General features: G+C 65.6%; 20 protein-coding genes and 1 riboswitch. Of the genes, 3 read left to right on the top strand and 17 right to left on the bottom strand.

Annotation, left to right across the window (positions count from 1 at the left end):
* Positions 1 to 15: 15 nt before the first annotated feature.
* Positions 16 to 366, bottom strand: coding sequence for a RidA family protein (locus BLR75_RS23540; protein ID WP_084314478.1), 351 nt, complete (start codon positions 364 to 366; stop codon positions 16 to 18).
* Between the two features lie 24 nt (positions 367 to 390).
* Positions 391 to 1,635, bottom strand: a complete 1,245-nt coding sequence (locus BLR75_RS23545; protein ID WP_084314479.1) for a D-amino acid dehydrogenase — start codon at positions 1,633 to 1,635, stop codon at positions 391 to 393.
* A 119-nt stretch (positions 1,636 to 1,754) separates the two neighbouring features.
* Between BLR75_RS23545 and BLR75_RS23550 the strand changes: the two genes are divergently transcribed.
* On the top strand, positions 1,755 to 2,666 hold the full coding sequence (locus BLR75_RS23550; protein ID WP_084314480.1) for a LysR family transcriptional regulator: 912 nt from the start codon (positions 1,755 to 1,757) through the stop codon (positions 2,664 to 2,666).
* 54 nt (positions 2,667 to 2,720) lie between these two features.
* Here the strand turns inward: BLR75_RS23550 and BLR75_RS26590 are convergent, their stop codons facing one another.
* The 10 genes from BLR75_RS26590 to hutC form a co-directional block, all read right to left on the bottom strand.
* Positions 2,721 to 3,299, bottom strand: coding sequence for a hypothetical protein (locus tag BLR75_RS26590; RefSeq protein WP_139207057.1), 579 nt, complete (start codon positions 3,297 to 3,299; stop codon positions 2,721 to 2,723).
* Positions 3,299 to 5,590, bottom strand: coding sequence for a M23 family metallopeptidase (locus BLR75_RS23555; RefSeq protein WP_139207058.1), 2,292 nt, complete (start codon positions 5,588 to 5,590; stop codon positions 3,299 to 3,301). The genes BLR75_RS26590 and BLR75_RS23555 overlap by 1 nt, the downstream gene beginning before the upstream one ends.
* A gap of 322 nt (positions 5,591 to 5,912) precedes the next feature.
* Positions 5,913 to 6,716 carry an N-formylglutamate deformylase gene (gene hutG, locus BLR75_RS23560; RefSeq protein ID WP_084314482.1) on the bottom strand — a complete coding sequence of 268 codons (804 nt, stop codon included), beginning with the start codon at positions 6,714 to 6,716 and terminating at the stop codon, positions 5,913 to 5,915.
* A gap of 125 nt (positions 6,717 to 6,841) precedes the next feature.
* Positions 6,842 to 8,065 carry an imidazolonepropionase gene (gene hutI, locus BLR75_RS23565; protein ID WP_084314483.1) on the bottom strand — a complete coding sequence of 408 codons (1,224 nt, stop codon included), beginning with the start codon at positions 8,063 to 8,065 and terminating at the stop codon, positions 6,842 to 6,844.
* Between the two features lie 28 nt (positions 8,066 to 8,093).
* The gene (locus BLR75_RS23570; RefSeq protein WP_084314484.1) at positions 8,094 to 9,494 is read right to left on the bottom strand and encodes an amino acid permease; all 1,401 of its coding nucleotides are present in this window, start codon (positions 9,492 to 9,494) and stop codon (positions 8,094 to 8,096) included.
* A 100-nt stretch (positions 9,495 to 9,594) separates the two neighbouring features.
* Positions 9,595 to 11,124, bottom strand: coding sequence for a histidine ammonia-lyase (gene hutH / locus BLR75_RS23575; protein WP_084314485.1), 1,530 nt, complete (start codon positions 11,122 to 11,124; stop codon positions 9,595 to 9,597).
* Between the two features lie 99 nt (positions 11,125 to 11,223).
* Positions 11,224 to 12,636, bottom strand: coding sequence for a purine-cytosine permease family protein (locus BLR75_RS23580; RefSeq protein WP_084314486.1), 1,413 nt, complete (start codon positions 12,634 to 12,636; stop codon positions 11,224 to 11,226).
* Positions 12,637 to 12,753: 117 nt separating this feature from the next.
* Entirely contained in the window at positions 12,754 to 14,433 is a 1,680-nt protein-coding gene (gene hutU, locus BLR75_RS23585) for a urocanate hydratase (RefSeq protein ID WP_084314487.1), read from the bottom strand.
* A 484-nt stretch (positions 14,434 to 14,917) separates the two neighbouring features.
* Positions 14,918 to 15,502, bottom strand: coding sequence for a HutD/Ves family protein (locus tag BLR75_RS23590; protein ID WP_084314488.1), 585 nt, complete (start codon positions 15,500 to 15,502; stop codon positions 14,918 to 14,920).
* Positions 15,499 to 16,251, bottom strand: coding sequence for a histidine utilization transcriptional repressor HutC (hutC, locus tag BLR75_RS23595; RefSeq protein ID WP_084314489.1), 753 nt, complete (start codon positions 16,249 to 16,251; stop codon positions 15,499 to 15,501). The genes BLR75_RS23590 and hutC overlap by 4 nt, the downstream gene beginning before the upstream one ends.
* 104 nt (positions 16,252 to 16,355) lie before the next feature.
* On the opposite strand from hutC, the gene BLR75_RS23600 reads away from it, so the two are divergent.
* A complete protein-coding gene (locus BLR75_RS23600) occupies positions 16,356 to 17,720 on the top strand; it encodes a formimidoylglutamate deiminase (protein WP_084314490.1) in 1,365 nt (454 codons plus the stop codon).
* Positions 17,721 to 17,871: 151 nt separating this feature from the next.
* Here BLR75_RS23600 and rhlE2 read toward each other — a convergent pair whose 3' ends face one another.
* From rhlE2 to BLR75_RS23625, 5 genes are all read right to left on the bottom strand, one after another.
* Positions 17,872 to 19,902 carry an RNA helicase RhlE2 gene (gene rhlE2, locus BLR75_RS23605; RefSeq protein WP_090416156.1) on the bottom strand — a complete coding sequence of 677 codons (2,031 nt, stop codon included), beginning with the start codon at positions 19,900 to 19,902 and terminating at the stop codon, positions 17,872 to 17,874.
* Positions 19,903 to 20,059: 157 nt separating this feature from the next.
* Positions 20,060 to 20,908 carry a methylenetetrahydrofolate reductase [NAD(P)H] gene (metF, locus tag BLR75_RS23610; protein ID WP_084314492.1) on the bottom strand — a complete coding sequence of 283 codons (849 nt, stop codon included), beginning with the start codon at positions 20,906 to 20,908 and terminating at the stop codon, positions 20,060 to 20,062.
* Between the two features lie 134 nt (positions 20,909 to 21,042).
* Entirely contained in the window at positions 21,043 to 22,452 is a 1,410-nt protein-coding gene (gene ahcY, locus BLR75_RS23615; RefSeq protein WP_084314493.1) for an adenosylhomocysteinase, read from the bottom strand.
* Positions 22,453 to 22,478: 26 nt separating this feature from the next.
* A riboswitch (S-adenosyl-L-homocysteine riboswitch) is annotated at positions 22,479 to 22,584 on the bottom strand.
* 299 nt (positions 22,585 to 22,883) lie between these two features.
* Positions 22,884 to 24,107, bottom strand: coding sequence for a CaiB/BaiF CoA transferase family protein (locus tag BLR75_RS23620; protein WP_084314494.1), 1,224 nt, complete (start codon positions 24,105 to 24,107; stop codon positions 22,884 to 22,886).
* Between the two features lie 112 nt (positions 24,108 to 24,219).
* Positions 24,220 to 25,401 carry an acyl-CoA dehydrogenase gene (locus BLR75_RS23625; protein WP_084314495.1) on the bottom strand — a complete coding sequence of 394 codons (1,182 nt, stop codon included), beginning with the start codon at positions 25,399 to 25,401 and terminating at the stop codon, positions 24,220 to 24,222.
* A 221-nt stretch (positions 25,402 to 25,622) separates the two neighbouring features.
* Between BLR75_RS23625 and BLR75_RS23630 the strand changes: the two genes are divergently transcribed.
* Entirely contained in the window at positions 25,623 to 26,531 is a 909-nt protein-coding gene (locus BLR75_RS23630; protein WP_084314496.1) for a LysR family transcriptional regulator, read from the top strand.
* Positions 26,532 to 26,536: the final 5 nt, after the last annotated feature.

Here is a 26,536-nt window from a genome sequence, read left to right on the forward strand (position 1 = left end):
CAGTCATGTTGAGATTCAGGGCCGCGCGGCGATCACGGTGATTTCCACCAGCACGGTCGGTCGCGCCAGCAGCGCCTGCACCGTGGTACGGGTCGGCGCGCAGCCTTCGGGCAGCCAGGCGGACCAGACGGCGTTCATGGCCTCGAAGTCGGCCGTGATGTCCTTGAGGTAGATGGTCGCGCTGAGGATGTTCGCCTTGTCGGTGCCGGCCTCGGCCAGCAGCGCATCGATCTTCGCCAGCACTTCGCCGGTCTGGCCCTGTATATCGGTGGCCTGACCGGGCACCTGCCCGGAGAGGAACACCAGCGAGCCGAAGACCATAGCGCCGGAAAGGCGGTCGTTGGTGGCGATGCGTGTGAGTTGCATGGTGGGTCTCCTAATCCGATGGAATCAGCCAGCCAGCCGCTCGGGCGTCAGGCCGCTGGTGTCTATGTCCGGGCAACGCCCGGTGATCTGCGCGGCGATCAGCCGCGCGCTGCCGCAGGCCAGGGTGAAACCCAGCGCGCCGTGACCGAGGTTGAGCCACAGGCCACGCGGTCCGCAGGCGCCCACCAGCGGCACGCCGGTGGGTGTGGCCGGGCGCATGCCGGCCCATTCGATGGCGGCGCCGTAGTCGCAGGCGTCGGGCAGCGTGTCCATCGCCTGCTGGCGAATCAGGGCCAGGCGCTTGGGCTCCAGGCGCGGGTCGAAGCCGACGATGTCAACCATGGCGGCGATGCGCAGGCGGTCGCCGATGCGCGCGTAGACCACCTTGCGGTCGTAGTCGGTCAGGCTCACGTCCGGCGCGTGGTCGCCGGCGCGGATCGGCGCGGTGAGGCTGTAGCCCTTGAGCGGATAGAGCGGCAGGCGCGGCCCGCCCGGCAGCAACGCGGCGCTGCGGTAGCCGGCAGCAAGCACGACGTGCTCGGTTTCGAAGCTCTCTCCACCCGCTTCCACCCCTGCCACAGTGCCGTTACGCAGAATCAGCCGGGACGCCGGACGGCCATAGAGGAGGCGGCAACGGCCGGACGCCTGAAGCCGCTCGGCCAGCCGCTGGCAGAACAGGAAGCAGTCGGCGACCTCCTCGTCCGGCGTGTGGATGCCCCCAACGAACGGTGCGCGCTCCAGCGCCGGGTCCAACTCGCGGCACTGCTGCGCCGAGAGAACGAATTGCGCGGAAGGATCGGACAGGTTCTGCCGCGCGCTGCGGAAACTGCCCTCATCCCGGAAGGCCACCAGCTTGCCGTTGCGCCGCCAGTCGAAACCGTCCAACCCATCCTCGCGCCACTGCGCCAGCGTGGCCTGGCTGAACAGAGCGAGACGCAGCAGATGTTTGGCATTGGCCTGGTTCACCGAGCGCCGGCAGGCGGCGGTGAACCCCAGCAACCAGCGCCATTGCGCCAGGTCCAGGCGCGGACGCAGACGCAACGGCGAGTCGCCACGCAGCAGCCAGCCCAGCGCCTGCTGCGGCACGCCGGCATCGGCCAGAGGCGCCACGTAGCGGTAGGACAGTTGGCCACCATTGGCGAAGCTGGTTTCCAGCCCGGCCGCATCCCGCGCTTCCAGCAGGGTCACGTCGAATCCTTCGAGGACCAGCGCCTGCGCCGTGGCCAGCCCGACCACGCCCGCGCCGATGATGCAAACCCGCTGTGCCATTGCCTTCTCACTACCTGAAGATTCCAGGCCTCGACCTTAGGGCCGGATGACAGGCGGCGAACAATGAATAAACATGGGCAACCCATAACCTTGCGTTATACGCACAGTAGGAGACGCCCATGCGCCTGCGCCATATCGAAGTGTTCCAGGCCATCCGCGAGACCGGCTCGGTCAGCGGCGCGGCGCTATTGCTGCACGTCTCGCAGCCGGCGGTGACCAAGGTGCTGCAGCACGCCGAGCAGCAATTGGGTTTCCCGCTGTTCCTGCGGGTGAAAGGAAAACTGCAGCCCACGCCCGAAGCACTGGAGCTGGAGCGCGAAGTGGCCAAGGTCAGCGAAAGCCTGCAGGGCGTGCGCCGCCTGGCGCAGAGCCTGCGCGGCCAGCCGGAGAACCGCCTCCGCGTGGGCGCCACGCCCGCCATGGCGCTGTCGCTGCTGCCACCAGTGATCCGCGAATGGACCGACCGCTACCCGCAGAGCAGCTGCGAACTGGCCACCCAGCACTCCCGCGAGCTGGTGCAGAACCTGCTGATGCGCGAGCTCGACCTCGCCCTGACCCTGCAGCAGACCGACCATCCCGGCCTGCGCTCGCAGCCCATCGCCAGCGGCCCGCTGGTGGCTTTGGCGCCGCGCGGGCACTGGCCGGAGGAGCGCCTGGACCAGCCGCTGACACTGGACGAACTGGCGGGCGAGCCCATGATCGGGCTATCGACTTCCGACCCGTTGTCCGCACGCCTGGAAGGCCACCTGGCCAACGTCGAACCACCACCGCGCGTGCGCATCGCAGTGCAGACCTATGCGCTGGCGCGCACGCTGGTGGAAGCGGGAACCGGATTGGCGCTGGTCGATCCCTTCACCGCGCTGGGTGCGGACGAACGCCTGACGGTGCAGCGAACCCTGTCGCCCACGGTGAAGGTGACCCTTTACGCCCTGACCCGCGCCGACGAAACGCCGCCGCACACCCAGGCATTGCTGCTGGAGATGCTGGTGCGGCACGCCGAGAGGCAACTGGCACGGCATTGTCTTGAGTAGCTGATCGGTGGAGTTCCGCAGCGACTTACTCAATCTGCGCTAACTAATGCAGGGCTATTTAGTTGGCTCAAGGAACTTGATGCTCTTCAGCAACTCAAGGACTTTCGGCAAACTAGACTGTTTGGGATACGCCACATAACCAACAGCCTCACTGGTCCCACAAAGAATTTGTTTCTGATCCGTGAGGCAAAAACCGATGCCTTGAACACGCCTTTCCTCCTCACCAGTAGTTTGAACGTAGGTTATCGCCGCACCATCCACACCATTTCCTCGGAGAGTGTAGACCTTCAGATCAGCCAAATTCTCCGGATCTGATTTATCAGGAATCACACCCCACTCACCGTTATTATGAGAAATCCCCATATTGGAGAAAGCTTTCTGCCCAAGAGTCGTGCTACAGCTAAACTCAATAGAAACGTCAACCGCGTGACGAGCATAAACATTTGAATTAAATCTATAAAAGGCCTGCTTCGGAGGGGAGTATTCGCTCACTTCCAACTGGCCACCATAGATATCTGCGATTGTGAACCGACAACCATCGAAGCTTGCCTCGCGATTCTCCCCCGCCGATACCAATATGCAAGTACCACATATAGCGATGCCTAAGGTAAATTTTGACAATAGATGCACCATCAAATTCTCCTTGGCGTGCAGCCTTCCGGATACTCGTATTCCTGCCCATGAATATCAGTGAATCGCAACCCCTCGGACAATACCATTAACGCACTGATGTACGCTTGATAACGAGCCTGGATTCCATTAACACCCGATATGGCGGATGTGGTAGTCGTTGGGTTCCCAAAGTTAACCGTAGCCGCTACCTGCCCGAATGGGATGCTGCTGTAATAGACAAACGCATCCGCTCCACTTACGACTTGCCTGACCATGACAGGTGATTGATCTGCGAACACAGCAGCTTTTGTCCAAGACCAGTATGCGCAAGCGCTATTTGCCGCATCGAATGAATCACGCTCCACACTATTTCTCCACCGAATCATTTCTGGCGTCAATCCTGAGAAATTACTATCCCGCAGCGCGTTGTTGCAATTTTGCTGATGTGCCGTCACCGCAGCATTTCGGAGTTGCTGCCGAAGAGTTTCACTTACAACACGCCCACGGAAGCGCCAGTACTTTATGTAGTTATCGGCATGTGTAAGTTGTAGGAAACCACGTCCATCCCACGGGAAATACCAAGCCCCTGAATTATCTTCATGCAGCTTGGCGAACCATTGCGTCTCTTGCATTGCATTGCCGAAGAAGGCAGCGAGGCGCAGAGGGCTAGAGGACACAGCAAATATCCGCAGTGCTTTGTTGAGCGCGGCGCGTCGTTCCTCCATACGGCCTCTTATCGGTCCTGGATACGCAACCGGCTCCGACACCCACTGCCCATGTGCCTTACGCAATGCAGTCATCGGTAGCAGTTGGGTCAGTTCCGTCTGGCTCAGCCATCCACATCTTCGAAATGCCTCAATGAACTGCCGGGGCGGAAAGTGCCAATGGGTGCTCCCGATGCCATCCAGTGCAGCCTCCTCCCAGAACGCCAACGCCTTCTGATGAGCCTTCAGCTTCTCATAGCTCTGCACGGCAGCTTCGTCGTTATGGAAAATCCTTGTCCACCAGCCATAGCGAGCATCAAAGCCCTCGTGGCGCCATTCCGTAGGGAACTTGAAGGCAAATCGCTTGAGGTGTTGGTAACACTCACTGAGCTTCGCGACATTGCGTTCCTGCTCGATTTCATATCGCTCGCCCAACCAATCCTTTTCCTCGGCTGGCAGGCCGCCATAAGACGGGGAGTTGGCAATGGAGATTGCGTCCGTGCCGTCGGGGAAAAGGGGATCTTCATCCAGCTTCAACACCGCACGAACAATGGCCGACTGACAGTGCGAATCATCGTCGGTGTCATCGTCGACCAGTTGCCAGCCAAGCCAGTGAGGAAAGTCGGCGTCGCTGAAACAGGTCACGGTTGTGGCATTCAAGTTGACCCATGCAGGACCGCTGGGTAGGGAAATTTGCCGCCAATGGGCAGCTTGCGCGGGTCTCAAGGGATCCGGTCCGAGTACCCTGCCCCAGCGCAGCAGCTCGTAACCGGCACTGGGGCAAGCCGGATAGCGGTCGCAGGCCGTTTGATAAAGCTCGTATTCAAAGTCTGTGACTTCCGCACGCTCACCCAGCACCTCACCGGCTTCCGTAATGGTGGTCAGCGTGCATTGGCCTTTTGCATAGCGCAGTCGGATGAACAGGCTCTGCGCCGGCCTGGTAACAATGGCAGCTGTGGAGTTGTCCGAGCTGACCCAACTCGCGGGTCGCTGCTCGTAGCACAGGACCTCGGGGGGCAGATGGAAATGCGCATCGCCCCAGCAACTGTCCTTGCGTCCGTCGCTGCTCTGGTGGTCCAGCTTGGCGCTGGTACGCCCAATCAATGAGGCGGCTTCAGCGGCGATGATCTCGAAATGAATCTTTGCCGTACCCGGCTCCCTGATGGACCCAGCCTGCCCTAGCTCATCCTTTCGGTAGATCTTCCCACCCACCACTGGGTCGCTCAGTTTGATTGTCGAAAGGTGCTGGTACACGGAGAAGAACACGACATGTGCGGTATCACCTTCACCTATTTCGGTTTCATGGCGAAGCACGATGCAGCCGTCGTCGGTCCAGGCACCGCCGTAGTTGAGCGCATGGTTCTCGTCGCTGCTGCGTGCAGTTGGTTGACGTACGTACGCCAAGGTACCGTCGGCGACTGCTCGAACAGGTAGTGGCGCCCCACTTTCCATTGGCGCGGTCAGATGGACACCACCGTGCCAGTTCAGGTCATAGCTGACCGGAAAGCCGCCATTGCCGGGAATACCTTCCAGCATCGCGCGGTTGAGGTAAGCGCTATCCGGTTCGCCCGGATTGGAGGTTGGAAGAAACGGAGGGCTGATGATCATCGGGAGTCGTCATCCTTGATGGCAGCGAGTCAGGTCGGGGTCCGAACCTAGCACTCACCTGCATCGCGGCTACCGGGGGATTTGATCGATCAGAACTTTCGACAAAATATGGGGATAGTTCCCGTGCATGACTCTACGGAGCACTGTCAGCCGGCATTCTGTGGCCTCCTCGCCCCCATGCCTTGCGGCTGAAGATGCTGGCGCAGCACCGCTTCGAATGAAAAGACAGCTCCCTGCCGGAACGGGAAAAGCGCCGCCGGGATGCGTGGACCGACGGCGCCGCGCCGACAAGATCCCCGCCCGGCAGGAAGCTGCGTAAAACTCAGCGGCCGTAGCGCTCGCGGCCCCAGGCGATGAAGGTTTCCAGCATGCGCCGGAGCACCTGGGCGGTGGGCCCCGCCAGATCCTCGCGATAACCGAACGGCGCGCTTTCATCCATGTAGTTGCACTGCGCCAGCTCCAGCTGCACTGCGTGCACGTCCTGCTGCGGCTGGCCGTAATGGCGGGTGATGTGCCCGCCCTTGAAGCGGCCATTGAGGATGTGGCTGTAGCTCGGCGCCTCGGCGCACACCGCCAGCAGACGCTCGGCCAGCTGCGGATCGCAGCTGGCGCCGCTGTTGGTGCCGATGTTGAAGTCCGGCAGCTTGCCGTCGAATAGGTGCGGGATGTGCGAACGGATCGAGTGGGCATCCCACAGCAGCGCGTAGCCGAACTCCGCCTTCATCCGCGCCAGCTCTTCGCTCAGCGTGCGGTGGTACGGCGTCCAGACTTCGGCCAGGTAGCGTGCACGCTCCTCGGCGGACGGCGTCTGGCTGTCCTTGAACAGCGGGCGGCCGTCGAACAGGGTGTCCGGGTACAGGCCGGTGGTGGCGGTGCTGTACAGCGGCTTGTCATCGGACGGCCGGTTCAGGTCCACCACATAGCGCGAGTAGCCGGCGGCCAGGGTGCTGGCGCCCAGCTCTTCGGCAAAGGCGTAGAGCTTGGGAATGTGCCAGTCGGTATCGGCCAGTTCACGGGCTTCGTCGACCAGGCCGGCTTCCACCGCCGGGGTCAGGCGGATGCCGGGGTGGGGCATGCTGATCAGCAGCGGCACACGGCCGCGCTTGAATTCGAGAACGTTATCCATGGGGTGCTATCTCCAGCCCAAGCGAGATGTGATCGTTTTTCGTAGGAGCGAGCTTGCTCGCGAACCGGGCCCCGCTGCGGGGATGTTCGCGAGCAAGCTCGCTCCTACAGAGTTCGGGCAATTCTCTAGCGCCCTGCCCGGCCATCTTCGAAAAGCTCTTCACCATGACGAATGATGCGCTTGGGCAGGTCGCCGCCGAGCCAGTAGGCCAGCTCCGCGGGGCGCTGGATGTCCCAGGCGACGAAGTCGGCGACCTTCCCCGCTTCCAGGCTGCCGTGGCTGGCGCCGAGGCCCAGGGCCTTCGCCGCATTGATCGTGACGCCGGCCAGCGCCTCTTCCGGGGTCATGCGGAAGGCGGTGCAGGCCATGTTCAGCATCAGGCGCAGGGACAGCGCCGGCGAGGTGCCGGGGTTGAGGTCGCTGGCCACGGCGATGGCCACGCCGTGCTTGCGCAGGGCGTCCATCGGCGGCAGCTGGGTTTCGCGCAGGACGAAGAAGGCGCCCGGCAGCAGCACCGCGACGGTGCCCGCCTCGGCCATGGCGATGGCGTCTTCCTCGGTCATGAATTCCAGGTGGTCGGCGGACAGCGCGCCGTAGCGTGCGGCGAGGCTGGAGCCGTGCAGCGACGACAGCTGCTCGGCGTGCAGTTTCACCGGCAGGCCCAGGCGCTTGGCGGCCTTGAATACCCGCTCGACCTGCGCCGGGGAGAACGCCAGGTGTTCGCAGAAGGCGTCCACCGCATCCACCAGCCCTTCCGCGGCCAGGGCCGGGAGGATGTGCTCGCAGACCTGGTCGATGTACTCGTCGGCGCGGCCCGCGTACTCCGGCGGCAGCGCGTGGGCCGACAGGCAGGTGGTACGCACCGTCACCGGCAGCACCTGCTCCAGGCGGCGAGCGACGCGCAGCATGCGCCGCTCGCTTTCCAGGTCGAGGCCGTAGCCGGACTTCACTTCCAGCACGGTCACGCCGTCGGCCAGCAACGGCCGGGCGCGCTTGATGGCGCTGGCCAGCAGTTCGTCCTCGCTGGCCTCGCGGGTGGCGCGCACGGTGCTGGCGATGCCACCACCGGCGGCGGCGATCTCGGCGTAGCTGACGCCGTTCAGGCGCTGCTCGAATTCGCCGCTGCGATCACCACCGAATACCAGGTGGGTGTGGCAGTCGATGAAGCCCGGCGTGACCCAGGCACCGCCCAGGTCCACCGTGCGTTCGGCGGCGACCGTCGGCAGCTCACTGCGCGGGCCGATCCATTCGATCAACCCGGCGCGGGTGACGATCGCCGCATCCTCGATGATCGAGTAGCGACCCTCGGCCAGGGTCGCTGCGTGGCAATGCTGCCAGAGAGTTCTCATAAACGGTCTCCTTATGTAGCGCTACGACTTAGTGGTGCACGCCGACCTGCTCCCGGACCAGCTCGCCCTGGCCTGCGCGCGGCTTGCACCAGAGCAGGTAGGAGGCCACCAGGAACACCACCCAGATCACGCCGACGATCAGCGCCGCCTGGGTGTCCGGGAAGTAGCCGAGCACGCCGACGATGAACACCATGAAGGCAATGGCCATGGCCGGGCCGTAGGGCCAGAACGGTACCGGGAACTTCAGCTGGGCCGCTTCCTCGCGGCTCATGCTGCGGCGCATGGCCACCTGGCTGACCAGGATCATCAGCCACACCCACACGGTAGCGAAGGTGGCGATCGAGGCGATCAGCAGGAACACGTTTTCCGGGATCAGGTAGTTGAGCAGCACGCCGACCAGCAGCGCGGCGCCCATCACCACCACGGTCAGCCACGGCACGCCGTGCCGGGAGACCTTGCCGAAGCTGCGCGGCGCGTGCCCCTGCTGGGCCAGGCCGTACATCATGCGGCCGGCGCCGAAGATGTCGCTGTTGATGGCCGAGATCGCCGCCGAGATCACCACGACGTTCAGCACGGCCGCGGCCGAACCGATGCCCAGGTTGCTGAAGATCTGCACGAACGGGCTGCCCTGGGTGCCGATCTGCGGCCAGGGGTACAGGCACATCAGGACGAACAGGGTGAGCACGTAGAACAGCAGGATGCGCGCCGGCACGGCGTTGATCGCGCGCGGCAGGACGCGCTGCGGGTCCTTGGCCTCGCCGGCGGTGACGCCGATGATCTCGATGCCGCCGAAGGCGAACATCACCACGGCGAAGGAGGCGATCAGCCCGCCGATACCGTTGGGCATGAAGCCACCGTGGCCGACCAGGTTGCTCACGCCGACGGCGGCGTCAGCGCTCACGTGATGGCCCAGGCCGAAGATCATGATGCCGAAGCCGGCGGCGATCATCGCGACGATGGCGCCCACCTTGAGCAGCGACAGCCAGAACTCCATCTCGCCGAAGACCTTGACGTTGCACAGGTTCAGCCCGCCGATCAGGAACACGATGCTCAGCACCCAGATCCAGCGGGGCACGTCGGGGAACCAGAAGCCCATGTAGATACCGAAGGCGGTGATATCGGCGATGGCGACGATGACCATCTCGAAGGCGTAGGTCCAGCCGAGGACGAACCCGGCCATGGGGCCGAGGAAGGTGCTGGCGTAATGGCCGAAGGAGCCGGCCACCGGGTTGTGCACGGCCATCTCACCGAGGGCGCGCATGACCATGAACACTGCCGCGCCACCGATAAGGTAAGCCAGCAGCACCGCCGGGCCGGCCATCTGGATCGCAGAGGCGGAGCCGTAGAACAGCCCGGTGCCGATCGCGGAGCCGAGCGCCATGAATCGAATGTGCCGGGCCGAGAGCCCGCGCTTGAGACCTTCTTGCATTTCGCATCCTGTAATTTTTGTAGGCGAAAAGGCTGCACGGACCCTTTTCAGCGGAAAGAGTCCGTGCAGCGGAAGCTGGCCCGAGACGGCCAGCGCGCGATTACAGGCTCGGCAGAACGCCGGCCGGCAGCAGGCCGGTCAGGCAGCCCTTGGCCAGCAGTTCGGTGGCGAGCTCGATGTCCGGGGAGAAGAAGCGGTCCCGGTCGTAGTGCGGAACTTCACGGCGCAGGATCTGGCGTGCCTGCTCCAGCTTGGCCGAGGTCTTCAGGCCTGCACGCAGGTCCAGGCCCTGGCAGGCGCCCAGCCATTCGATGGCGAGGACCCCACGGGTGTTCTCGGCCATTTCCCACAGGCGCTTGCCGGCGGCCGGAGCCATGGAGACGTGGTCCTCCTGGTTGGCGGAAGTCGGCAGGCTGTCGACGCTGTGCGGGTGCGACAGGGCCTTGTTCTCGCTGGCCAGGGCGGCGGCGGTGACCTGGGCGATCATGAAGCCGGAGTTGACCCCACCGTTTTCCACCAGGAAGGGCGGCAGCTGGGACATGTGCTTGTCCATCATCAGCGAGATGCGGCGCTCGCTCAGGGAACCGATCTCGGCGATGGCCAGGGCGATGTTGTCGGCGGCCATGGCCACCGGCTCGGCGTGGAAGTTGCCGCCGGAAATCACGTCACCTTCGGCGGCGAACACCAGCGGGTTGTCCGACACGGCGTTGGACTCGATCGCCAGCACCTCGGCGGCCTGGCGCAGCTGGGTCAGGCAGGCGCCCATGACCTGCGGCTGGCAGCGCAGGGAGTACGGGTCCTGGACCTTGCCGCAGTCCTTGTGGGACTGGGACACCTCGCTGGAATCACCGAGCAGGTCGCGGAAGCAGGCGGCGGTGTCGATCTGGCCGCGCTGGCCGCGCGCTTCATGGATGCGCGCATCGAACGGCGAGCGCGAGCCGAGCGTCGCTTCCACGGTCAGGCTGCCGCAGGCGATGGCGCCAGCGAACAGGTCCTCGGCCCTGAACAGGCCGCGCAGGGCGTAGGCAGTGGATGCCTGGGTGCCGTTGAGCAGGGCCAGGCCCTCCTTGGCGGCCAGGGTCAGCGGCTCCAGGCCGGCGACCGCCAGGGCCTCGGTGGCCGGCAGCCACTGGCCCTTGTAGCGGGCCTTGCCTTCACCGAGCAGGACCAGGGACATGTGCGCCAGCGGCGCCAGGTCGCCGGACGCGCCGACCGAACCCTTGAGCGGGATGTGCGGGTAGACCTCGGCGTTGACCAGGGCGATCAGCGCGTCGATGACCTTGCGACGGATGCCGGAGAAGCCACGGCTGAGGCTGTTGATCTTGAGGACCATGATCAGCCGCACCATGTCGTCGTCCAGCGGTGCGCCGATGCCGGCGGCATGGGACAGCACCAGCGAACGCTGCAGGTTTTCCAGGTCGTGGGTGGCGATGCGGGTCGAGGCCAGCAGACCGAAACCGGTATTGATGCCGTAGGCGGTGCGGCCCTCGGCGAGGATCTGCTCGACACAGGCGACGCTGGCATCGATCGGAGCATCGGCGCTGGCGTCCAGGGTCAGGTGCACAGGGGCGAGATGGACTTGGCGAAGCTCGGCCAGGGTCAGGTATCCGGGTTTCAGGTGCAGGTTCATCGAGAGTCTCCTTCGCGGCTTATCGGCGGCGTCGCCGTCCGTTGCCGCTAATTCAAGGTTTGGACGGCGGTTGTGCCGCCGTCTTTAAAAAAAATCGGTTCAGGCCCCGGGCGCCGGATGTTCGGCACAGGGGCTGCGCACCGCGATACGGCGCGCGACCACGTAGTAGAGAGCTGCCGGGACCACCAGACCGATAATCCAGGAGATGTCCACGCCACCCAGCGCATCCACCAGCGGGCCGGTGTAGAACTTGGTGGAGATGAAGGGCAGCTGTACCAGCACACCGGTCGCATAGACGCTGATGCCGGGAATGTTCCAACGGCCGTAGCGGCCATTCGGATCTGCCAGAGCCGGCACGTCGTACCGCTCGCGGCTGATGCAGTAGTAGTCCACCAGGTTGACCGCGCTCCACGGGGTGAAGAAGGCCAGCAGGAAGAGGATGAAGGACTTGAACGCCCCGAGGAACGAATGCTGGCCGAGCAGCGCCATCAGGGTCGCGGCGCCGACGATCAGCAGGACGAACACCAGCCGTTGCAGGCGCGTCACCTCCAGATGGCCACGGAAGCCGCTGATGATGGTGGCGATGCACATGAAGCTGCCGTAGGAGTTCAGCGTCGAGATGGTCACCTTGCCGAAGGCGATGCTGAAGTACAGCAGCGCAGCGGTGGCGCCGCTGCCACCGAGGCCGACGATATAGGCCACTTCGCGGCCGGCGAACTGCCCGTTGGCCATGGCCGCGGCGAACACGCCGAGGACCATCGCCACCTGCGCACCGATCACCGAACCGGCACCGACGGCGAGGAAGGTCTTCACCGACGACGTGTTGCTCGGCAGGTAGCGCGAGTAGTCGGCGACATAGGGTCCGAAGGCGATCTGCCAGGAGGCCGCCAGCGACACCGCGAGCAGGAAGCTGCCCCAGCTGAAGTGACGGATTTCCAGCAGCGCGCCGACGTCGGTCTGCGCCATCAACCGGCTGAACAGATAGACGAAGGCGATCACGCCGATGACGCTGGCGATGCGGCCGATGACGTGGATCACCCGGTAGCCGAGCACGGTGACCAGCACGATGACGCTGGCGAAGATCAGGATGCCGACGCTGTCGCTGACACCGAACAGCTGACCCAGCGCCTGGCCGGACAGCACCGTGCCGGTAGCGGTGAAGCCCATGTACATCAGGCACACCAGCACCATCGGGATGGCCGCGCCGAGGACGCCGAACTGTACCCGGCTGGAGATCATCTGCGGCAGGCCCAGCTTCGGCCCCTGCGCCGCGTGCAGGGCCATCACCCCACCGCCCAGCACCTGGCCGATGAACAGGCCGATCAGCGACCAGAACACATCGCCGCCCAGCACCACGGCCAGGGCCCCGGTGACGATGGCGGTGATCTGCAGGTTGGCGCCCAGCCAGAGGGTGAACTGGCTGTACAGCTTGCCGTGGCGTTCGGCTTCGGGAATGAAGTTGATCGAGCGCTGCTCGATCAGGGGCTTGGAGCTATCACTGGCCTGGGACATCGTTATTGTTCTCCCGGGAAATTCTTGTTGTGTCGAAGCTCTTGCACACGGACCGAGCCGCCGCACCACGCGGTGCGGCGGCTCCCTTCCTGGTCCTGGCGGCGAACCGCCCGCTGATTACCTGCCGGTGATCATCGGCAGGTTCAGCCCCTGCTCCCTGGCGCAGTCGATGGCGATCTGGTAACCGGCATCGGCATGGCGCATCACGCCGGTACCCGGGTCGTTGGTCAGCACGCGGGCGATGCGCTCGGCGGCTTCGTCGGTGCCGTCGCAGACGATCACCATCCCCGAGTGCTGGGAGAAGCCCATGCCCACGCCGCCGCCGTGGTGCAGCGAAACCCAGGTGGCGCCGCTGGCGGTGTTCAGCAGGGCGTTGAGCAGCGGCCAGTCGGAGACGGCGTCGGAGCCGTCCTGCATGGCTTCGGTCTCGCGGTTCGGGCTGGAGACCGAGCCGGAGTCGAGGTGGTCGCGGCCGATCACGATCGGCGCGGACAGCTCGCCGCTGCGGACCATCTCGTTGAATGCCAGGCCCAGCTTGGCACGCAGGCCCAGGCCGACCCAGCAGATGCGCGCCGGCAGGCCCTGGAAGCTGATGCGCTCGCGGGCCATGTCCAGCCAGCGGTGCAGGTGGGCGTCGTCCGGGATCAGCTCCTTCACCTTGGCGTCGGTCTTGTAGATGTCCTCGGCGTTACCGGACAGCGCGGCCCAGCGGAACGGACCCACGCCACGGCAGAACAGCGGGCGGATATAGGCCGGGACGAAGCCGGGGAAGTCGAAGGCGTTGTCGACACCTTCTTCCTTGGCCATCTGGCGGATGTTGTTGCCGTAGTCGAAGGTCGGGATGCCCTGCTTCTGGAAGTCCAGCATGGCTTTCACGTGCACGGCCATGGACTGCTTGGCGGCCTTCACCACGGCAGCCGGTTCGGTCTGCGCGCGGTCGCGGTACTGTTCCCAGGTCCAGCCGATCGGCAGGTAGCCGTTCAGCGGGTCGTGGGCGGAAGTCTGGTCGGTGACCATGTCCGGACGCACGCCGCGGCGCACCAGTTCCGGGAGGATCTCCGCGGCGTTGCCCAGCAGGGCGATGGAGATGGCCTTGCCTTCGGCGGTGTACTTGGCGATGCGCGCCAGGGCGTCGTCGAGGTCGTTGGCCTGCTCGTCGACGTAGCGGCTGCGCAGGCGGAAGTCGATGCGGCTCTGCTGGCATTCGATGTTCAGCGAGCAGGCGCCGGCCAGGGTCGCGGCCAGCGGCTGGGCGCCGCCCATGCCGCCGAGGCCGGCGGTCAGTACCCAGCGGCCGGTGAGGTTGCCGTCGTAGTGCTGGCGGCCCGCTTCGACGAAGGTTTCGTAGGTGCCCTGGACGATGCCCTGGCTGCCGATGTAGATCCACGAACCGGCGGTCATCTGGCCGTACATGGCCAGGCCCTTGGCGTCCAGTTCGTTGAAGTGTTCCCAGGTCGCCCAGTGCGGCACCAGGTTGGAGTTGGCGATCAGCACGCGCGGGGCGTTGGCGTGGGTCTTGAACACGCCGACCGGCTTGCCGGACTGCACCAGCAGGGTCTCGTCGTCGTTCAGTTCCTTCAGGGTGGCGACGATCTTGTCGTAGCACTCCCAGTTGCGTGCAGCGCGGCCGATGCCGCCGTAGACCACCAGTTCCTTCGGATTTTCGGCCACTTCCGGATCGAGGTTGTTCATCAGCATGCGCAGCGGCGCTTCGGTCAGCCAGCTCTTGGCGTTCAGCTGGGTGCCACGCGGGGCGCGGATCTCGACGTCACGGAATTTGGTGTTCGGGGTGTTCATGGAGTGGCTCCTGACTCGGTGTCGGCAAGGCGGGCAGGGTGGTGAACTCTGCACACGTATTAACTTGTACATACAAGCATATGCATGATGAGGGCCAACCTTGCCAATCGCGTGAAAAAAACGCTGTTCCTAATAAGGAAGGACCCGCTGGAGAAGGCTTTGTGCATTTGCGGACGAGCGGTGGGGGAAGGGGGGTGTGGCGGGAGGAGTGTTACCAAAGTGGACATCGTTGCCGGTTTTTGTGGTGCGCGATTGTTGTCGGTAACACTTGGAGATGTCACCCCGTCCGGGGTCTTTCCTGCAGGAGCGCAGCTGGGCGCGACCGGTCGCGGGCATGGCCCGTTCCTACAGGTAATCCAGGGCCGCGATGCTTTTCGTAGGAACGAGGGGGCGCCTAGCCCTTGCTCGCGAACAAACTCCATGGCGGGGCCGGTTCGCGGGCAAGCTCGCTCCTACAGCCGGGTAGGGCGGGTGAAACCCGCCGTCAGGCTGGCGTCAGTTCGATCAGGCAGCAGTCGGTGGGCTGTGCGGAGCCAAGCACCAGCTCCGCCAGCTCGCTTCCGCGCTCGATCTGCAGGCAGTCATGCTGGCCGAGAGTGGCGCACTCTTCGCCGTCCAGTCGCACCGTCAGTTCATTCCTGGCATTGAACAGCAGCACGGTCGGCGCCGACGAGAACAGCCGCTGCGGGCCGTCGACGTGCAGCCATTGCAGGCGCGCGCTGTAGCGCTGCGGCGAGTAGATCAGGTTGAAGTCGCGGATCGCGCCATCCAGCAGCCGGCATTGCACCGCGCTGTCGCCGGAAAAGGCGAAGGGGTCGAGCGCATGCAGCGGCCGCGATTCCGTGCCGTCGACCGTCAGGCTCATGCCTGCGCCCTCCAGCACGGTGATGATCCGCTGGTAGCCGTTGAACGCGGAGAAACCGCCGGACTCGCCGACGTCGGCGATCGACAGCCGCCAGCCGAAGCCGTCCAGCCCGGCGCCGGCGTCGCGGGTGATTTCCAGGGTGGTGCCGGCCCCGTTCTTCCAGGGCATGCGCGGATAGTCCGCGGCGCGAAGCAGATGAATCATGAGTGGAATTTTCCCTCCAGACGGTAACGCGATCCCGGGTAGAGCAGCCGGGCGCTGGCCACCACCACGCGGCCGGCCCAGGTGCGCCGGCGGATCAGCAGGCATGGTTCGCCGCGCTCGATCTTCAGCAGCTTGCATTCGTTGGCGTTGCCGAGCACGGCCTCGACCACATGTTCGCCCTCGGTCATTGGCGCCAGGGCGGTCAGGTAGGCATTCGGGGTGATGCGGGTGAAATCCTGCTTGAGGTAATCCGGCACCACCTGCGGGTTCACGTAGCGCTCCTCGATCTGTACCGGCACTTCGTTCTCGAAGTGAACGACCTGCGAATAGAACAGCTTCTGCCCTTCACGCAGGTCCATGGCCATGGCGCGCTCCGGCGTGGCCTTGACCTCTTCGAGGACGATCACCTCCGAGCGGTGGACATGCCCACGGCTGGCGATTTCGTCGGCGATGTTCTGCACTTCGAACAGGGCCGACTGGCCCTTGGGTTCGGCGACGAAGGTGCCGACGCCCTGCATGCGCACCAGCAGCCCCTCGGCGGTCAGCTCGCGCAGCGCGCGGTTGATGGTCATGCGGCTGAAACCCAGTTCGCTGACCAGCTCGCTCTCCGAGGGCACCCGGTAGTGCGGCGGCCAGGCACCGCTGGCGATCTGCTGGGAGATCATCTGCTTGACCCGCGCGTAGAGCGGCGCCGGCACTTCCCCGAGCTGCGCCGACAGCGGGGTCGGCGTGGACTGTGGTTTCGGCATCTTTGCGCTCCTTGGCAAGACGTCAGCTGTTCGGCAGTTTACGCGCGCCGTGAACGTCTGTATATGTATATACAAATAAGTCCATGCGTGCAGGAGCATAGATTATGCCCGCCTATTACGCCGAACGCGCCCTGCTTCCCTCGGGATGGGCGCGGAACGTTCGTTTCGAGATTTCTCCCGAGGGCCTGCTGGGTTCGGTGCAGCCCGACGGCTCCGCGGATGCTGCCGAGCGCCTGTCCGGTCCGGTGCTGCCGGGGATGCCCAACCTCCATTCCCATGCCTTCCAGCGAGCCATGGCCGGTCTCGCCGAGGTCGCCGGCAATCCCAACGACAGCTTCTGGACCTGGCGCGAGCTGATGTACCGCCTGGTCGGCCGCCTTGAGCCGGAGCAGGTCGGGATCATCGCCCGCCAGCTCTATATCGAGATGCTCAAGGCCGGCTACACCGGTGTCGCCGAGTTCCACTACGTGCACCACGACCGCGACGGCAAGCCCTATGCCGATCCGGCGGAGCTGTCCCTGCGCATCAGCCAGGCCGCCGCCGACACCGGCATCGGCCTGACCCTGCTGCCGGTGCTGTATTCCCACGCCGGCTTCGGCGGACAGGCGCCGAACGAGGGGCAGCGCCGCTTCATCAACGGCACCGATGCCTACCTGGCGCTGATCGAGCGCCTGCGCGCGCACTTCGCCGGGCAGCCGTTGCAGGAGGTGGGGCTGTGCTTCCACTCGCTGCGCGCGGTCACCCCGCAACAGATCGCCGAGGTGCTGGTCAGCGACAGCAGCGACTGCCCGATCCACATCCACATCGCCGAGCAGCAGAAGGAAGTCGACGACTGCCTGGCCTGGAGCGGCCGCCGGCCGTTGCAGTGGCTGTACGAGAACGTCGAGGTGGACCCGCGCTGGTGCCTGGTCCACGCCACCCATGCCGAGCCCGACGAGGTTTCGGCGATGGCACGCAGCGGCGCGGTGGCCGGGCTGTGCCTGACCACCGAGGCCAACCTCGGCGACGGCATCTTCCCGGCGGTGGACTACCTGGCCCAGGGCGGACGCTTCGGCATCGGCTCGGACAGCCATGTGTCGCTCAGCGTGGTCGAGGAACTGCGCTGGCTGGAATACGGCCAGCGCCTGCGCGACCAGCGGCGCAATCGCCTGTATCGCGGCGACCAGCCGATGGTCGGGCGCACGCTCTACGACGCGGCCCTGAGCGGCGGCGCCCAGGCGCTCGGCCAGCCGAGCGGGGCGCTGGAGGTGGGCAAGCGCGCCGATCTGCTGGTGCTGGATGGCAGCGATCCCTACCTGGCGACGGCCGAGGGCGATGCGATCCTCAACCGCTGGCTGTTCGCCGGTGGCGACCGGCAGGTTCGGGATGTGATGGTGGGCGGCAATTGGCAGGTGCGCGAGGGGCGGCATGCCCTGGAGGAGCGCAGTGCCGGGGAGTTTGCGCAGGTGTTGAGGGAGTTGTTGGGCTGAGGGGGGCATAACACCCCCGGCGTTATCCGCCGCAGGCTCGGCGCGAGTCCCGTCGGAGGATGACGCTGGCGCGTCATTCACCCTACAGGAGCGGTCACCCCGCCAACAAAAACGCCGTCCCGAAGGGCGGCGTTTTCATTTGCCTGGCTGTCTATTCCTCGCGATTGCGGGTCAGCAGCGCCGGGCGTTCGGTCTTGCGGCGCGGTTCCAGCTCTTCCAGCTGCTCCGCGGTGGGGAAGCGATCGATGCGCAGCAGGTCGCGCTTGTTGATCACCACCGGCTGGCGGGTCGGCTTGCTGGCGCCGTATTCCGACGGCTCGCGCAGCGGCGCATCGTTCATCCGCGAGATGTCGCTGCGGCCCTGGCCGCCGCGCTTGCTCTTGGCGGCGCGCTGCTTGCCCTGGCCCTGGCCTGGCTGGCCGCCACGGGCGTTGGCATTGCCGGCGCCCTTGGCGCGGCCGCCCTGCTTGTCGCCCTTGGCGCGACCCTGGCCTTGTCCCTGACCTTGCTGCTGGCCCTGGCCCTGAGCACGACCACGCTGCTGCCCACCCTGGCCCTGGCCGCCCTGGCGTTGACCTTGACGCTGGCGCTGGCCGCGCGGATTGTCCTTGCCCTGGTAGGGGCTGACATAGTCGGCGCGGTTGCCGAAATTGTCGAAATCGTCGTCGAGGAACTCTTCCGGGTCGCGGTCGGTGGTGACCATCGGCGTGGGAGCCGGCTTCGGCTGCCTGGCCTCGCGCGGCTGCTTCTGCCGCGGCTGGCCTTCGCTGCGCTGCTCCTGCTGTTGCTGGCCCTCGGCGCCCTTGTTCTTGCCCTTGCCGCCACGACGGCGACGCTTGCCGGCCGGCTTCTCGCCCTGGGCGGCTTCGGCGCCGGCTTCCGCAGTGACGACGGCTTCCGCCTGCTGCTGCGGCTCCTTCTCCTTGCGCTCGCGGGGCTTGCGTTCGCGCTTCTCGCGGGGCTCACGCGCCTTGCGCGGTTGCCGCTGGGTTTCCTCGCGGGCTTCCGGCTGGGCGACTTCCGGCAATGCCACGTCCGGATCGAAGCCCTGCATGTCGCCGGCGGGAATCTGCTGCCGGGTCAGGCGCTCGATGGCCTTGAGCAGCTTCTCCTCGTCCGGGGCGACCAGCGAGATGGCTTCGCCGCTGCGACCGGCGCGGCCGGTGCGGCCGATGCGGTGGACGTAATCTTCCTCGACGTTGGGCAGCTCGTAGTTGACCACGTGGGGCAACTGGTCGATGTCCAGGCCGCGGGCGGCGATGTCGGTGGCGACCAGGATGCGCACGTCGTTGGCCTTGAAGTCGGCCAGCGCCTTGGTCCGCGCGTTCTGACTCTTGTTGCCGTGGATCGCGGCGGCCGGCAGGCCGTGCTTGCTCAGGTATTCGGCGAGGCGGTTGGCGCCGTGCTTGGTGCGGGTGAACACCAGCACCTGCTCCCAGGCGCCGACGGTGACCAGGTGCGCCAGCAGCGCGCGCTTCTGCACGGAGGGGATGCGGAACACGCGCTGTTCGATGCGCTCGACGGTGGTGTTCGGCGGGGTGACCTCGATGCGCTCCGGGTTGTGCAGCAGCTTGTTGGCGAGGTCGGTGATGTCTTTCGAGAAGGTCGCCGAGAACAGCAGGTTCTGGCGCTTCGGCGGCAGCTTGGCGAGGACCTTCTTGACGTCGTGGATGAAGCCCATGTCGAGCATGCGGTCGGCTTCGTCGAGGACCAGGATCTCCACGCGGGAGAGGTCGACGCTGCCCTGGCCGATGAGGTCGAGCAGGCGGCCGGGGCAGGCCACCAGGATGTCGACGCCCTTGGACATGGCCTGGACCTGGGGATTCATGCCGACGCCGCCGAAGATGCAGGCGCTCTTCAGCGGCAGGTCGCGGGCGTAGACCTTGAAGCTGTCGTGCACCTGGGCCGCCAGTTCGCGGGTCGGGGTCAGCACCAGCACGCGGGCCTGGCGCGGACCGTGGCGGTGCTCGCGGTCAGGGTGCCCGGTGGGGAACAGCAGTTCCAGTACCGGCAGGGCGAAACCGCCGGTCTTGCCGGTGCCGGTCTGGGCAGCGACCATCAGGTCGCGGCCTTGCAGCACGGCGGGGATGGCCCGTTGCTGGACGGGTGTGGGATGCGCGTAGCCGGCGGCTTCGACGGCGCCGGCCAGGGCCTCGGAGAGACCGAGGGAAGTAAAGGACATGCGGGGTTCCTGTCATTGCCGGCAACCTGCCGGCTCTAGGGCGCGTGGTTTTCGCTCGGGGCGAGTGGGCCGGCGGGGGCCGGTCGACACCCCGCCCATGATCTGCCGGCGTTGCGCTGGCCGGTGATCTGGGCGGTGAGCCCGGAGCAATTGATCCTCAGCGTGGGAGCTTGAGGTTGTTCCAGATTGCCAGGCTGGGTTCGGCCTGGTTAAGGGTATAGAAGTGCAGACCCGGTGCGCCACCCTGCAGCAGGCGTTCGCACATTTCAGTGACCACTTGTTCGCCAAAGGCCTGGATGCTGCGGGTGTCGTCCCCGTAGGCTTCCAGCTGCTTGCGGACCCAGCGCGGGATTTCCGCGCCACAGGCGTCGGAGAAGCGGGCCAGCTTGGTGTAGTTGGTGATGGGCATGATACCCGGGACTACCGGGATGCTCACGCCCAGCTTCTCGGCGCGCTCGACGAAATAGAAATAGCTGTCGGCGTTGAAGAAGTACTGGGTGATGGCACTGTCGGCACCGGCCTTCACCTTGCGCACGAAGTTCGCCAGATCATCCTCGAAACTGCGTGCCTGTGGGTGAACTTCCGGATAGGCGGCAACTTCGATGTGGAACTGGTCGCCGGTTTCGCTGCGGATGAACTCCACCAGCTCGTTGGCGTAGCGCAGCTCTCCGCTGGCCATGCCCATGCCCGACGGCAGGTCGCCGCGCAGGGCGACGATGCGGCGGATGCCGGCTTCCTTGTACTGGGCGAGCAGGGTGCGCAGCTCCTCGCGGGAGTCGCCGACGCAGGACAGGTGCGGGGCGGTGGAGACTTTCACCTCGCCGTCCAGTTGCAGCACGGTGCTTACGGTGCGGTCGCGGGTGGAGCCGCCGGCGCCGTAGGTGCAGGAGAAGAAGTCCGGCTTGTAGGCAGCCAGCTGGCGCGCGGTGGCCAGGAGTTTTTCATGCCCGGCTTCGGTCTTCGCGGGGAAGAACTCGAAGCTGTAGCGGCGTTCGGGTGTCGTCATGGGACAGATCCGCAAGAGGCTGTCGGGACTGTGTGGTCCCGGGAATCCTGTGATCGCCGAAGGCTGGAGGCCGGAGGCTGAACGAAAGGCAGCTTTTTCGTCCAGCTTTCCGGCCTCAGGCCTCCAGCGGCTTTTTAGTAGCGATAGGTGTCCGGCTTGAACGGGCCTTCCACGGTTACGCCGATGTACTCGGCCTGTTTCGGGGTCAGCTGGGTGACCACGCCACCGAAGCCCTTGACCATTTCCAGGGCGACTTCCTCGTCGAGCTTCTTCGGCAGCACTTCGACGGACAGGCGCTTGGCCTTCTCGGCGGCGGGCTGGTCGGCGAACTTGCGCTCGAACAGGTGGATCTGCGCCAGCACCTGGTTGGCGAAGGAGCCGTCCATGATCCGCGACGGGTGGCCGGTGGCGTTGCCCAGGTTCACCAGGCGGCCCTCGGCGAGCAGGATCAGGTAGTCGTCGTTGTGCGGATCGAAGCCGTCGTTGCCGGTGCGGTGGATCTTGTGCACCTGCGGCTTGACCTCTTCCCATGCCCAGGTCTTGCGCATGAAGGCGGTGTCGATCTCGTTGTCGAAGTGGCCGATGTTGCAGACCACGGCGCGCTTCTTCAGCGCCTTCAGCATGTTGGCGTCGCAGACGTTGACGTTGCCGGTGGTGGTGACGATCAGGTCGATCCTGCCCAGCAGGGCGGCATCTACGCTGGCTTCGGTGCCATCGTTCAGGCCGTTCCTGTACGGCGAAACCACTTCGAAGCCGTCCATGCAGGCCTGCATGGCGCAGATCGGATCGACTTCCGAGACCTTGACGATCATGCCTTCCTGGCGCAGCGACTGCGCGGAGCCCTTGCCCACGTCGCCGTAGCCGATCACCAGCGCCTGCTTGCCCGACAGCAGGTGGTCGGTGCCGCGCTTGATGGCGTCGTTGAGGCTGTGGCGGCAGCCGTACTTGTTGTCGTTCTTGCTCTTGGTCACCGAGTCGTTGACGTTGATCGCCGGGACTTTCAGGGTGCCGGCCTTGAGCATGTCGAGCAGGCGGTGCACGCCGGTGGTGGTCTCTTCGGTGATGCCGTGGATCCTGTCCAGCATCGCCGGGTATTTCTTGTGCAGGATCTCGGTGAGGTCACCGCCGTCGTCCAGCACCATGTTGGCGTCCCACGGCTGGCCGTCCTTGAGGATGGTCTGCTCGATGCACCATTCGTATTCCACTTCGGTCTCGCCCTTCCAGGCGAAGACCGGGATGCCGGCGGCGGCGATGGCGGCGGCGGCCTGGTCCTGGGTGGAGAAGATGTTGCAGGACGACCAGCGCACTTCGGCGCCCAGGGCCACCAGGGTCTCGATGAGGACCGCGGTCTGGATGGTCATGTGGATGCAGCCGAGGATCCTGGCGCCTTTCAGCGGCTGGGTGGCGGAATACTTGCGGCGCAGACCCATCAGCGCCGGCATTTCCGATTCGGCGATGATGATCTCGCGGCGGCCCCAGGCGGCCAGGGAAATGTCCGCAACCTTGTAGTCGGTGAAACCGGCAGGCGTCATGACAGCGCTCATGAAGTGAGTTCTCCATTCGTTTTGTGTGCGAATGGGCGCCGTTGGTGCGTTGACAGGGCGGGGAAGCTGCCCTGTGAGCGCGCTCCGTTCGAGCCTGACTGGTTGCTACCAGCTGCAGCGCCCCTCGAACGGAAGGCGGGAGCGGCCGGACGGCCGCTTGAGTCGGCGATTATAGCGGCGTCCACGGCATCGCCCAAGCGTGGCGTGCGCCATTGGTCCGTCGAGACGGCTCGATCGTTCCTCCGCTCCCGCGAGGGGACGCATCCACGAACCTGTAGGAGCGAGCTTGCTCGCGAAGCTCTTTTCGCCAGCCAGTTCGCTTGGCGGCGAGGGAGATCGAAAAAATACGCCACGGGGCCGTGACTACCCGTGGCGCAAGAGCCGGCCTGGGGGCAAGCCGGGCTGGTCGTCCGTGTGGGGCGGACGACCGGTCAGATCACCTTGCCTTCGCGCAATTTCGCCTGCGCGGCGTCGTCCAGCCCGAGCACGCCGCCGAGAATCTCCGCGGTGTGCTGGCCGAGGGTCGGCGGGGCGTTGCGGTATTCCACGGGCGTTTCCGAAAGGCGGATCGGGCTGGCCACCTGCGGCACGGTTCCGGCCAGCGGGTGGGGCAGGTCGATGCGCAGCTGGCGGGCGATCACCTGCGGGTCGGCGAAGACCTGCGACAGGTCGTTGATCGGCCCACACGGCACGCTGGCGCGTTCGAGGATTTCGATCCACTCGGCGGTGGTGCGCATCACGGTGGACTGGCGGATCAGCGGGATCAGCACGTCACGGTTGGCGACCCGCGCCTTGTTGGTGGCGAAGCGCGCGTCGTCGGCCCACTCGGGATGCCCGGCCAGTTCGGCGAACTTGCGGAACTGCCCGTCGTTGCCGACGGTGAGGATGAAGTCGCCGTCCGCGGTGGGGAAGTCCTGGTACGGCACGATGTTCGGGTGCGCGTTGCCTAGCCGCCGCGGCGGGATGCCGGTGGTCAGGTAGTTCAGGGTCTGGTTGGCCAGGCAGGCGACCTGCACGTCGAGCAGGGCCATGTCGATGTGCTGGCCGATGCCGCTGACGTCGCGGTGCGCCAGGGCGGCGAGCACGGCGGTGGCGGAGTACAGGCCGGTGAGGATGTCGGTCAGCGCCACGCCGACCTTCACCGGGCCGGCGCCTTCCTCATGCTCGGAGCGGCCGGTGATGCTCATCAGGCCGCCGAGGGCCTGGATCATGAAGTCGTAGCCCGGGCGCTTGGCGTAGGGGCCGTTCTGGCCGAAGCCGGTGATCGAGCAGTAGATCAGCTTCGGGTTGACCTGCTTCAGCGACTCGTAGTCGAGACCGTAGGCCTTGAGTCCGCCGACCTTGAAGTTTTCCAGCACGATGTCGGATTTCGCCGCCAGTTCGCGGACGATGCGCTGGCCTTCCGGTTGGGTGAAGTCGACGGTGACGGACTTCTTGTTGCGGTTGGCCGAGAGGAAATAGGCCGCCTCGCTGGTGTCGCGCCCTTCGGCGTCCTTGAGGAACGGCGGACCCCAGTGGCGGGTGTCGTCGCCGACGTCCGGGCGCTCGATCTTGATCACTTCGGCGCCGAGGTCGGCGAGGATCTGCCCGGCCCAGGGACCGGCGAGTACGCGGGAGAGGTCTAGGACGCGGATGTGCGAGAGAGCGCCGGACATCGCTGGACTCCTTCAGGAGAGTGACAAATGCCCCGTAGGAGCGAGCTTGCTCGCGAAAAACCGGTCAGCTCCGGTTCGCGAGCAAGCTCGCTCCTACAGGTTCGGCGTTGGCTTAGAAGAACGCCTGGATGCCGGTCTGGGCGCGGCCGAGGATCAGCGCGTGGACGTCGTGGGTACCTTCGTAGGTGTTCACCACTTCCAGGTTGACCAGGTGGCGGGCCACGCCGAACTCGTCGGAGATGCCGTTGCCGCCCAGCATGTCGCGGGCCATGCGCGCGATGTCCAGGGACTTGCCGCAGCTGTTGCGCTTCATGATCGAGGTGATTTCCACCGCGGCGGTGCCTTCGTCCTTCATCCGGCCGAGGCGCAGGCAGCCTTGCAGGGCCAGGGTGATCTCGGTCTGCATGTCGGCCAGTTTCTTCTGGATCAGCTGGTTGGCAGCCAGCGGGCGGCCGAACTGCTTGCGGTCCAGGGTGTACTGGCGGGCGGTGTGCCAGCAGGCTTCGGCGGCACCCAGGGCGCCCCAGGAAATGCCGTAGCGGGCGGAGTTCAGGCAGGTGAACGGGCCGCGCAGGCCGCGCACTTCAGGGAAGGCGTTCTCTTCCGGGACGAACACGTTGTCCATCACGATCTCGCCGGTGATCGAGGCGCGCAGGCCGACCTTGCCGTGGATGACCGGAGCGGACAGGCCTTCCCAGCCCTTCTCGAGGACGAAGCCGCGGATCTGGCCTTCATCGTCCTTGCCCCAGACCACGAAGACGTCGGCGATCGGGCTGTTGGTGATCCACATCTTGTTGCCGGTCAGGCGGTAGCCGCCGTCGACCTTGCGCGCGCGGGTGATCATCGAGCCCGGGTCGGAGCCGTGGTTCGGCTCGGTCAGGCCGAAGCAGCCGATCCACTCGCCGCTGGCGAGCTTCGGCAGGTACTTCTGCCTGGTGGCTTCGTTGCCGAATTCGTTGATCGGCACCATCACCAGGGAGGACTGCACGCTCATCATCGAGCGGTAGCCGGAGTCGACGCGCTCGACTTCGCGGGCGATCAGGCCGTAGCACACGTAGTTCAGGCCGCTGCCGCCGTACTGGGTGGGGATGGTCGCGCCGAGCAGGCCGACTTCGCCCATTTCGCGGAAGATCGCCGGGTCGGTCTTCTCCTGGCGGAAGGCCTCCAGCACGCGCGGAGCCAGCTTGTCCTGGGCGAACTGACGGGCGCTGTCGCGCACCATGCGCTCTTCTTCGGTGAGTTGCTGATCCAGCAGCAGCGGATCTTCCCAGTTGAAGCTTGCTTTGGTGGCCATGGAGGGATTCCTCGGGGGTACAGGCAGGGGTTCCCGCTACAGTCTAGGCGGGGCTGTTGAGGCGCATCCTAGTCAGCCGTCGGGAAGCCCGGCAAACGAATAATTCGCACGCTGTTGTGCTATTTTCTCACTCCGTGATCTGAATCAATGGCTTCTGTCACGCGCTGGAACCTGCGTTCCGTGCTTTTTATAAGCTACGAAATTCCACGGAGGCATTCGACGTGAGGCGCAAGATTCCCACCACGGCGGCCCTGGTCAGCTTCGAGTCCGCGGCGCGCCACGAGAGCTTCACCAAGGCGGCGGACGAACTGGCGCTGACCCAGAGCGCGATCTGCCGGCAGATCGCCGGGCTCGAGGCATTCCTCGGCGTCGAGCTGTTCCGCCGCTCGCGGCGCGGGGTGAAGCTCACCGAGGCGGGCCTCAGCTATAGCCGGCGGATCGCCGCGCGGCTCGATGCGATGGAGCGCGACACCCTGGCGGTGATGGGCCAGCAGGGCGGCGGCACCATCGAGCTGGCGGTGGTGCCGACCTTCGCCACCCAGTGGCTGCTGCCGCGGCTGAAGGCGTTCAGGCAGCTGCATCCGGAAGTCACGCTCAACCTGACCAACCGCACCCGGCCGTTCCTCTTCGCCGACACCGAATTCGACGCCGCGCTGTATTTCGGCGACGGCGTCTGGTCGGGCACCTCCGCGCACTTCCTGATGCGCGAGGCGCCGGTGCCGGTGTGCAGCCCGGAAATGCTCGGCGGCCGCAGCGATCTCGGCGCGGAGGAAATCGCCGCGCTGCCATTGATGCAGCAGACCACCCGGCCCTATGCCTGGCGCCAGTGGTTCGGCTCGCTCGGGCTGAACGTCGCCCACGACATGAGCGGCACCCGCTACGAACTGTTCTCCATGCTCGCCCAGGCGGCGATCCTCGGCATGGGCGTGGCGCTGATCCCGCCGCTGCTGATCCAGCGCGAACTGGCCGAGGGCCGGCTGGTGGTGGCCATGCAGCATGCCTACCTGAGCGAGAACGCCTATTACTTGATGATCCCCGAGCGCCGCGTGGAATCGGCGGCGGTCGGGGCTTTCCGCGATTGGCTGGTGGAAGAGGCGCGGACTTACCGCGCCGAGACCGGCCTGGAATAAGGAGC

Source organism: Pseudomonas jinjuensis (genome assembly GCF_900103845.1).
Taxonomy (GTDB): domain Bacteria; phylum Pseudomonadota; class Gammaproteobacteria; order Pseudomonadales; family Pseudomonadaceae; genus Pseudomonas; species Pseudomonas jinjuensis.

Bases quoted from the DNA above. Each gene is read 5' to 3' on its own strand.
- BLR75_RS23555 (WP_139207058.1), bottom strand. From the start codon at position 5,590: ATGATCATCAGCCCTCCGTTTCTTCCAACCTCCAATCCGGGCGAACCG.
- hutG (WP_084314482.1), bottom strand. From the start codon at position 6,716: ATGGATAACGTTCTCGAATTCAAGCGCGGCCGTGTGCCGCTGCTGATC.
- BLR75_RS23545 (WP_084314479.1), bottom strand. From the start codon at position 1,635: ATGGCACAGCGGGTTTGCATCATCGGCGCGGGCGTGGTCGGGCTGGCC.
- BLR75_RS26590 (WP_139207057.1), bottom strand. From the start codon at position 3,299: ATGGTGCATCTATTGTCAAAATTTACCTTAGGCATCGCTATATGTGGT.
- BLR75_RS23620 (WP_084314494.1), bottom strand. From the start codon at position 24,107: ATGTCCGGCGCTCTCTCGCACATCCGCGTCCTAGACCTCTCCCGCGTA.
- BLR75_RS23580 (WP_084314486.1), bottom strand. From the start codon at position 12,636: ATGTCCCAGGCCAGTGATAGCTCCAAGCCCCTGATCGAGCAGCGCTCG.
- ahcY (WP_084314493.1), bottom strand. From the start codon at position 22,452: ATGAGCGCTGTCATGACGCCTGCCGGTTTCACCGACTACAAGGTTGCG.
- rhlE2 (WP_090416156.1), bottom strand. From the start codon at position 19,902: ATGTCCTTTACTTCCCTCGGTCTCTCCGAGGCCCTGGCCGGCGCCGTC.
- hutI (WP_084314483.1), bottom strand. From the start codon at position 8,065: ATGAGAACTCTCTGGCAGCATTGCCACGCAGCGACCCTGGCCGAGGGT.
- BLR75_RS23540 (WP_084314478.1), bottom strand. From the start codon at position 366: ATGCAACTCACACGCATCGCCACCAACGACCGCCTTTCCGGCGCTATG.
- BLR75_RS23590 (WP_084314488.1), bottom strand. From the start codon at position 15,502: ATGATTCATCTGCTTCGCGCCGCGGACTATCCGCGCATGCCCTGGAAG.
- BLR75_RS23625 (WP_084314495.1), bottom strand. From the start codon at position 25,401: ATGGCCACCAAAGCAAGCTTCAACTGGGAAGATCCGCTGCTGCTGGAT.
- BLR75_RS23600 (WP_084314490.1), top strand. From the start codon at position 16,356: ATGCCCGCCTATTACGCCGAACGCGCCCTGCTTCCCTCGGGATGGGCG.
- hutC (WP_084314489.1), bottom strand. From the start codon at position 16,251: ATGCCGAAACCACAGTCCACGCCGACCCCGCTGTCGGCGCAGCTCGGG.
- BLR75_RS23570 (WP_084314484.1), bottom strand. From the start codon at position 9,494: ATGCAAGAAGGTCTCAAGCGCGGGCTCTCGGCCCGGCACATTCGATTC.
- hutU (WP_084314487.1), bottom strand. From the start codon at position 14,433: ATGAACACCCCGAACACCAAATTCCGTGACGTCGAGATCCGCGCCCCG.
- BLR75_RS23550 (WP_084314480.1), top strand. From the start codon at position 1,755: ATGCGCCTGCGCCATATCGAAGTGTTCCAGGCCATCCGCGAGACCGGC.
- metF (WP_084314492.1), bottom strand. From the start codon at position 20,908: ATGACGACACCCGAACGCCGCTACAGCTTCGAGTTCTTCCCCGCGAAG.
- hutH (WP_084314485.1), bottom strand. From the start codon at position 11,124: ATGAACCTGCACCTGAAACCCGGATACCTGACCCTGGCCGAGCTTCGC.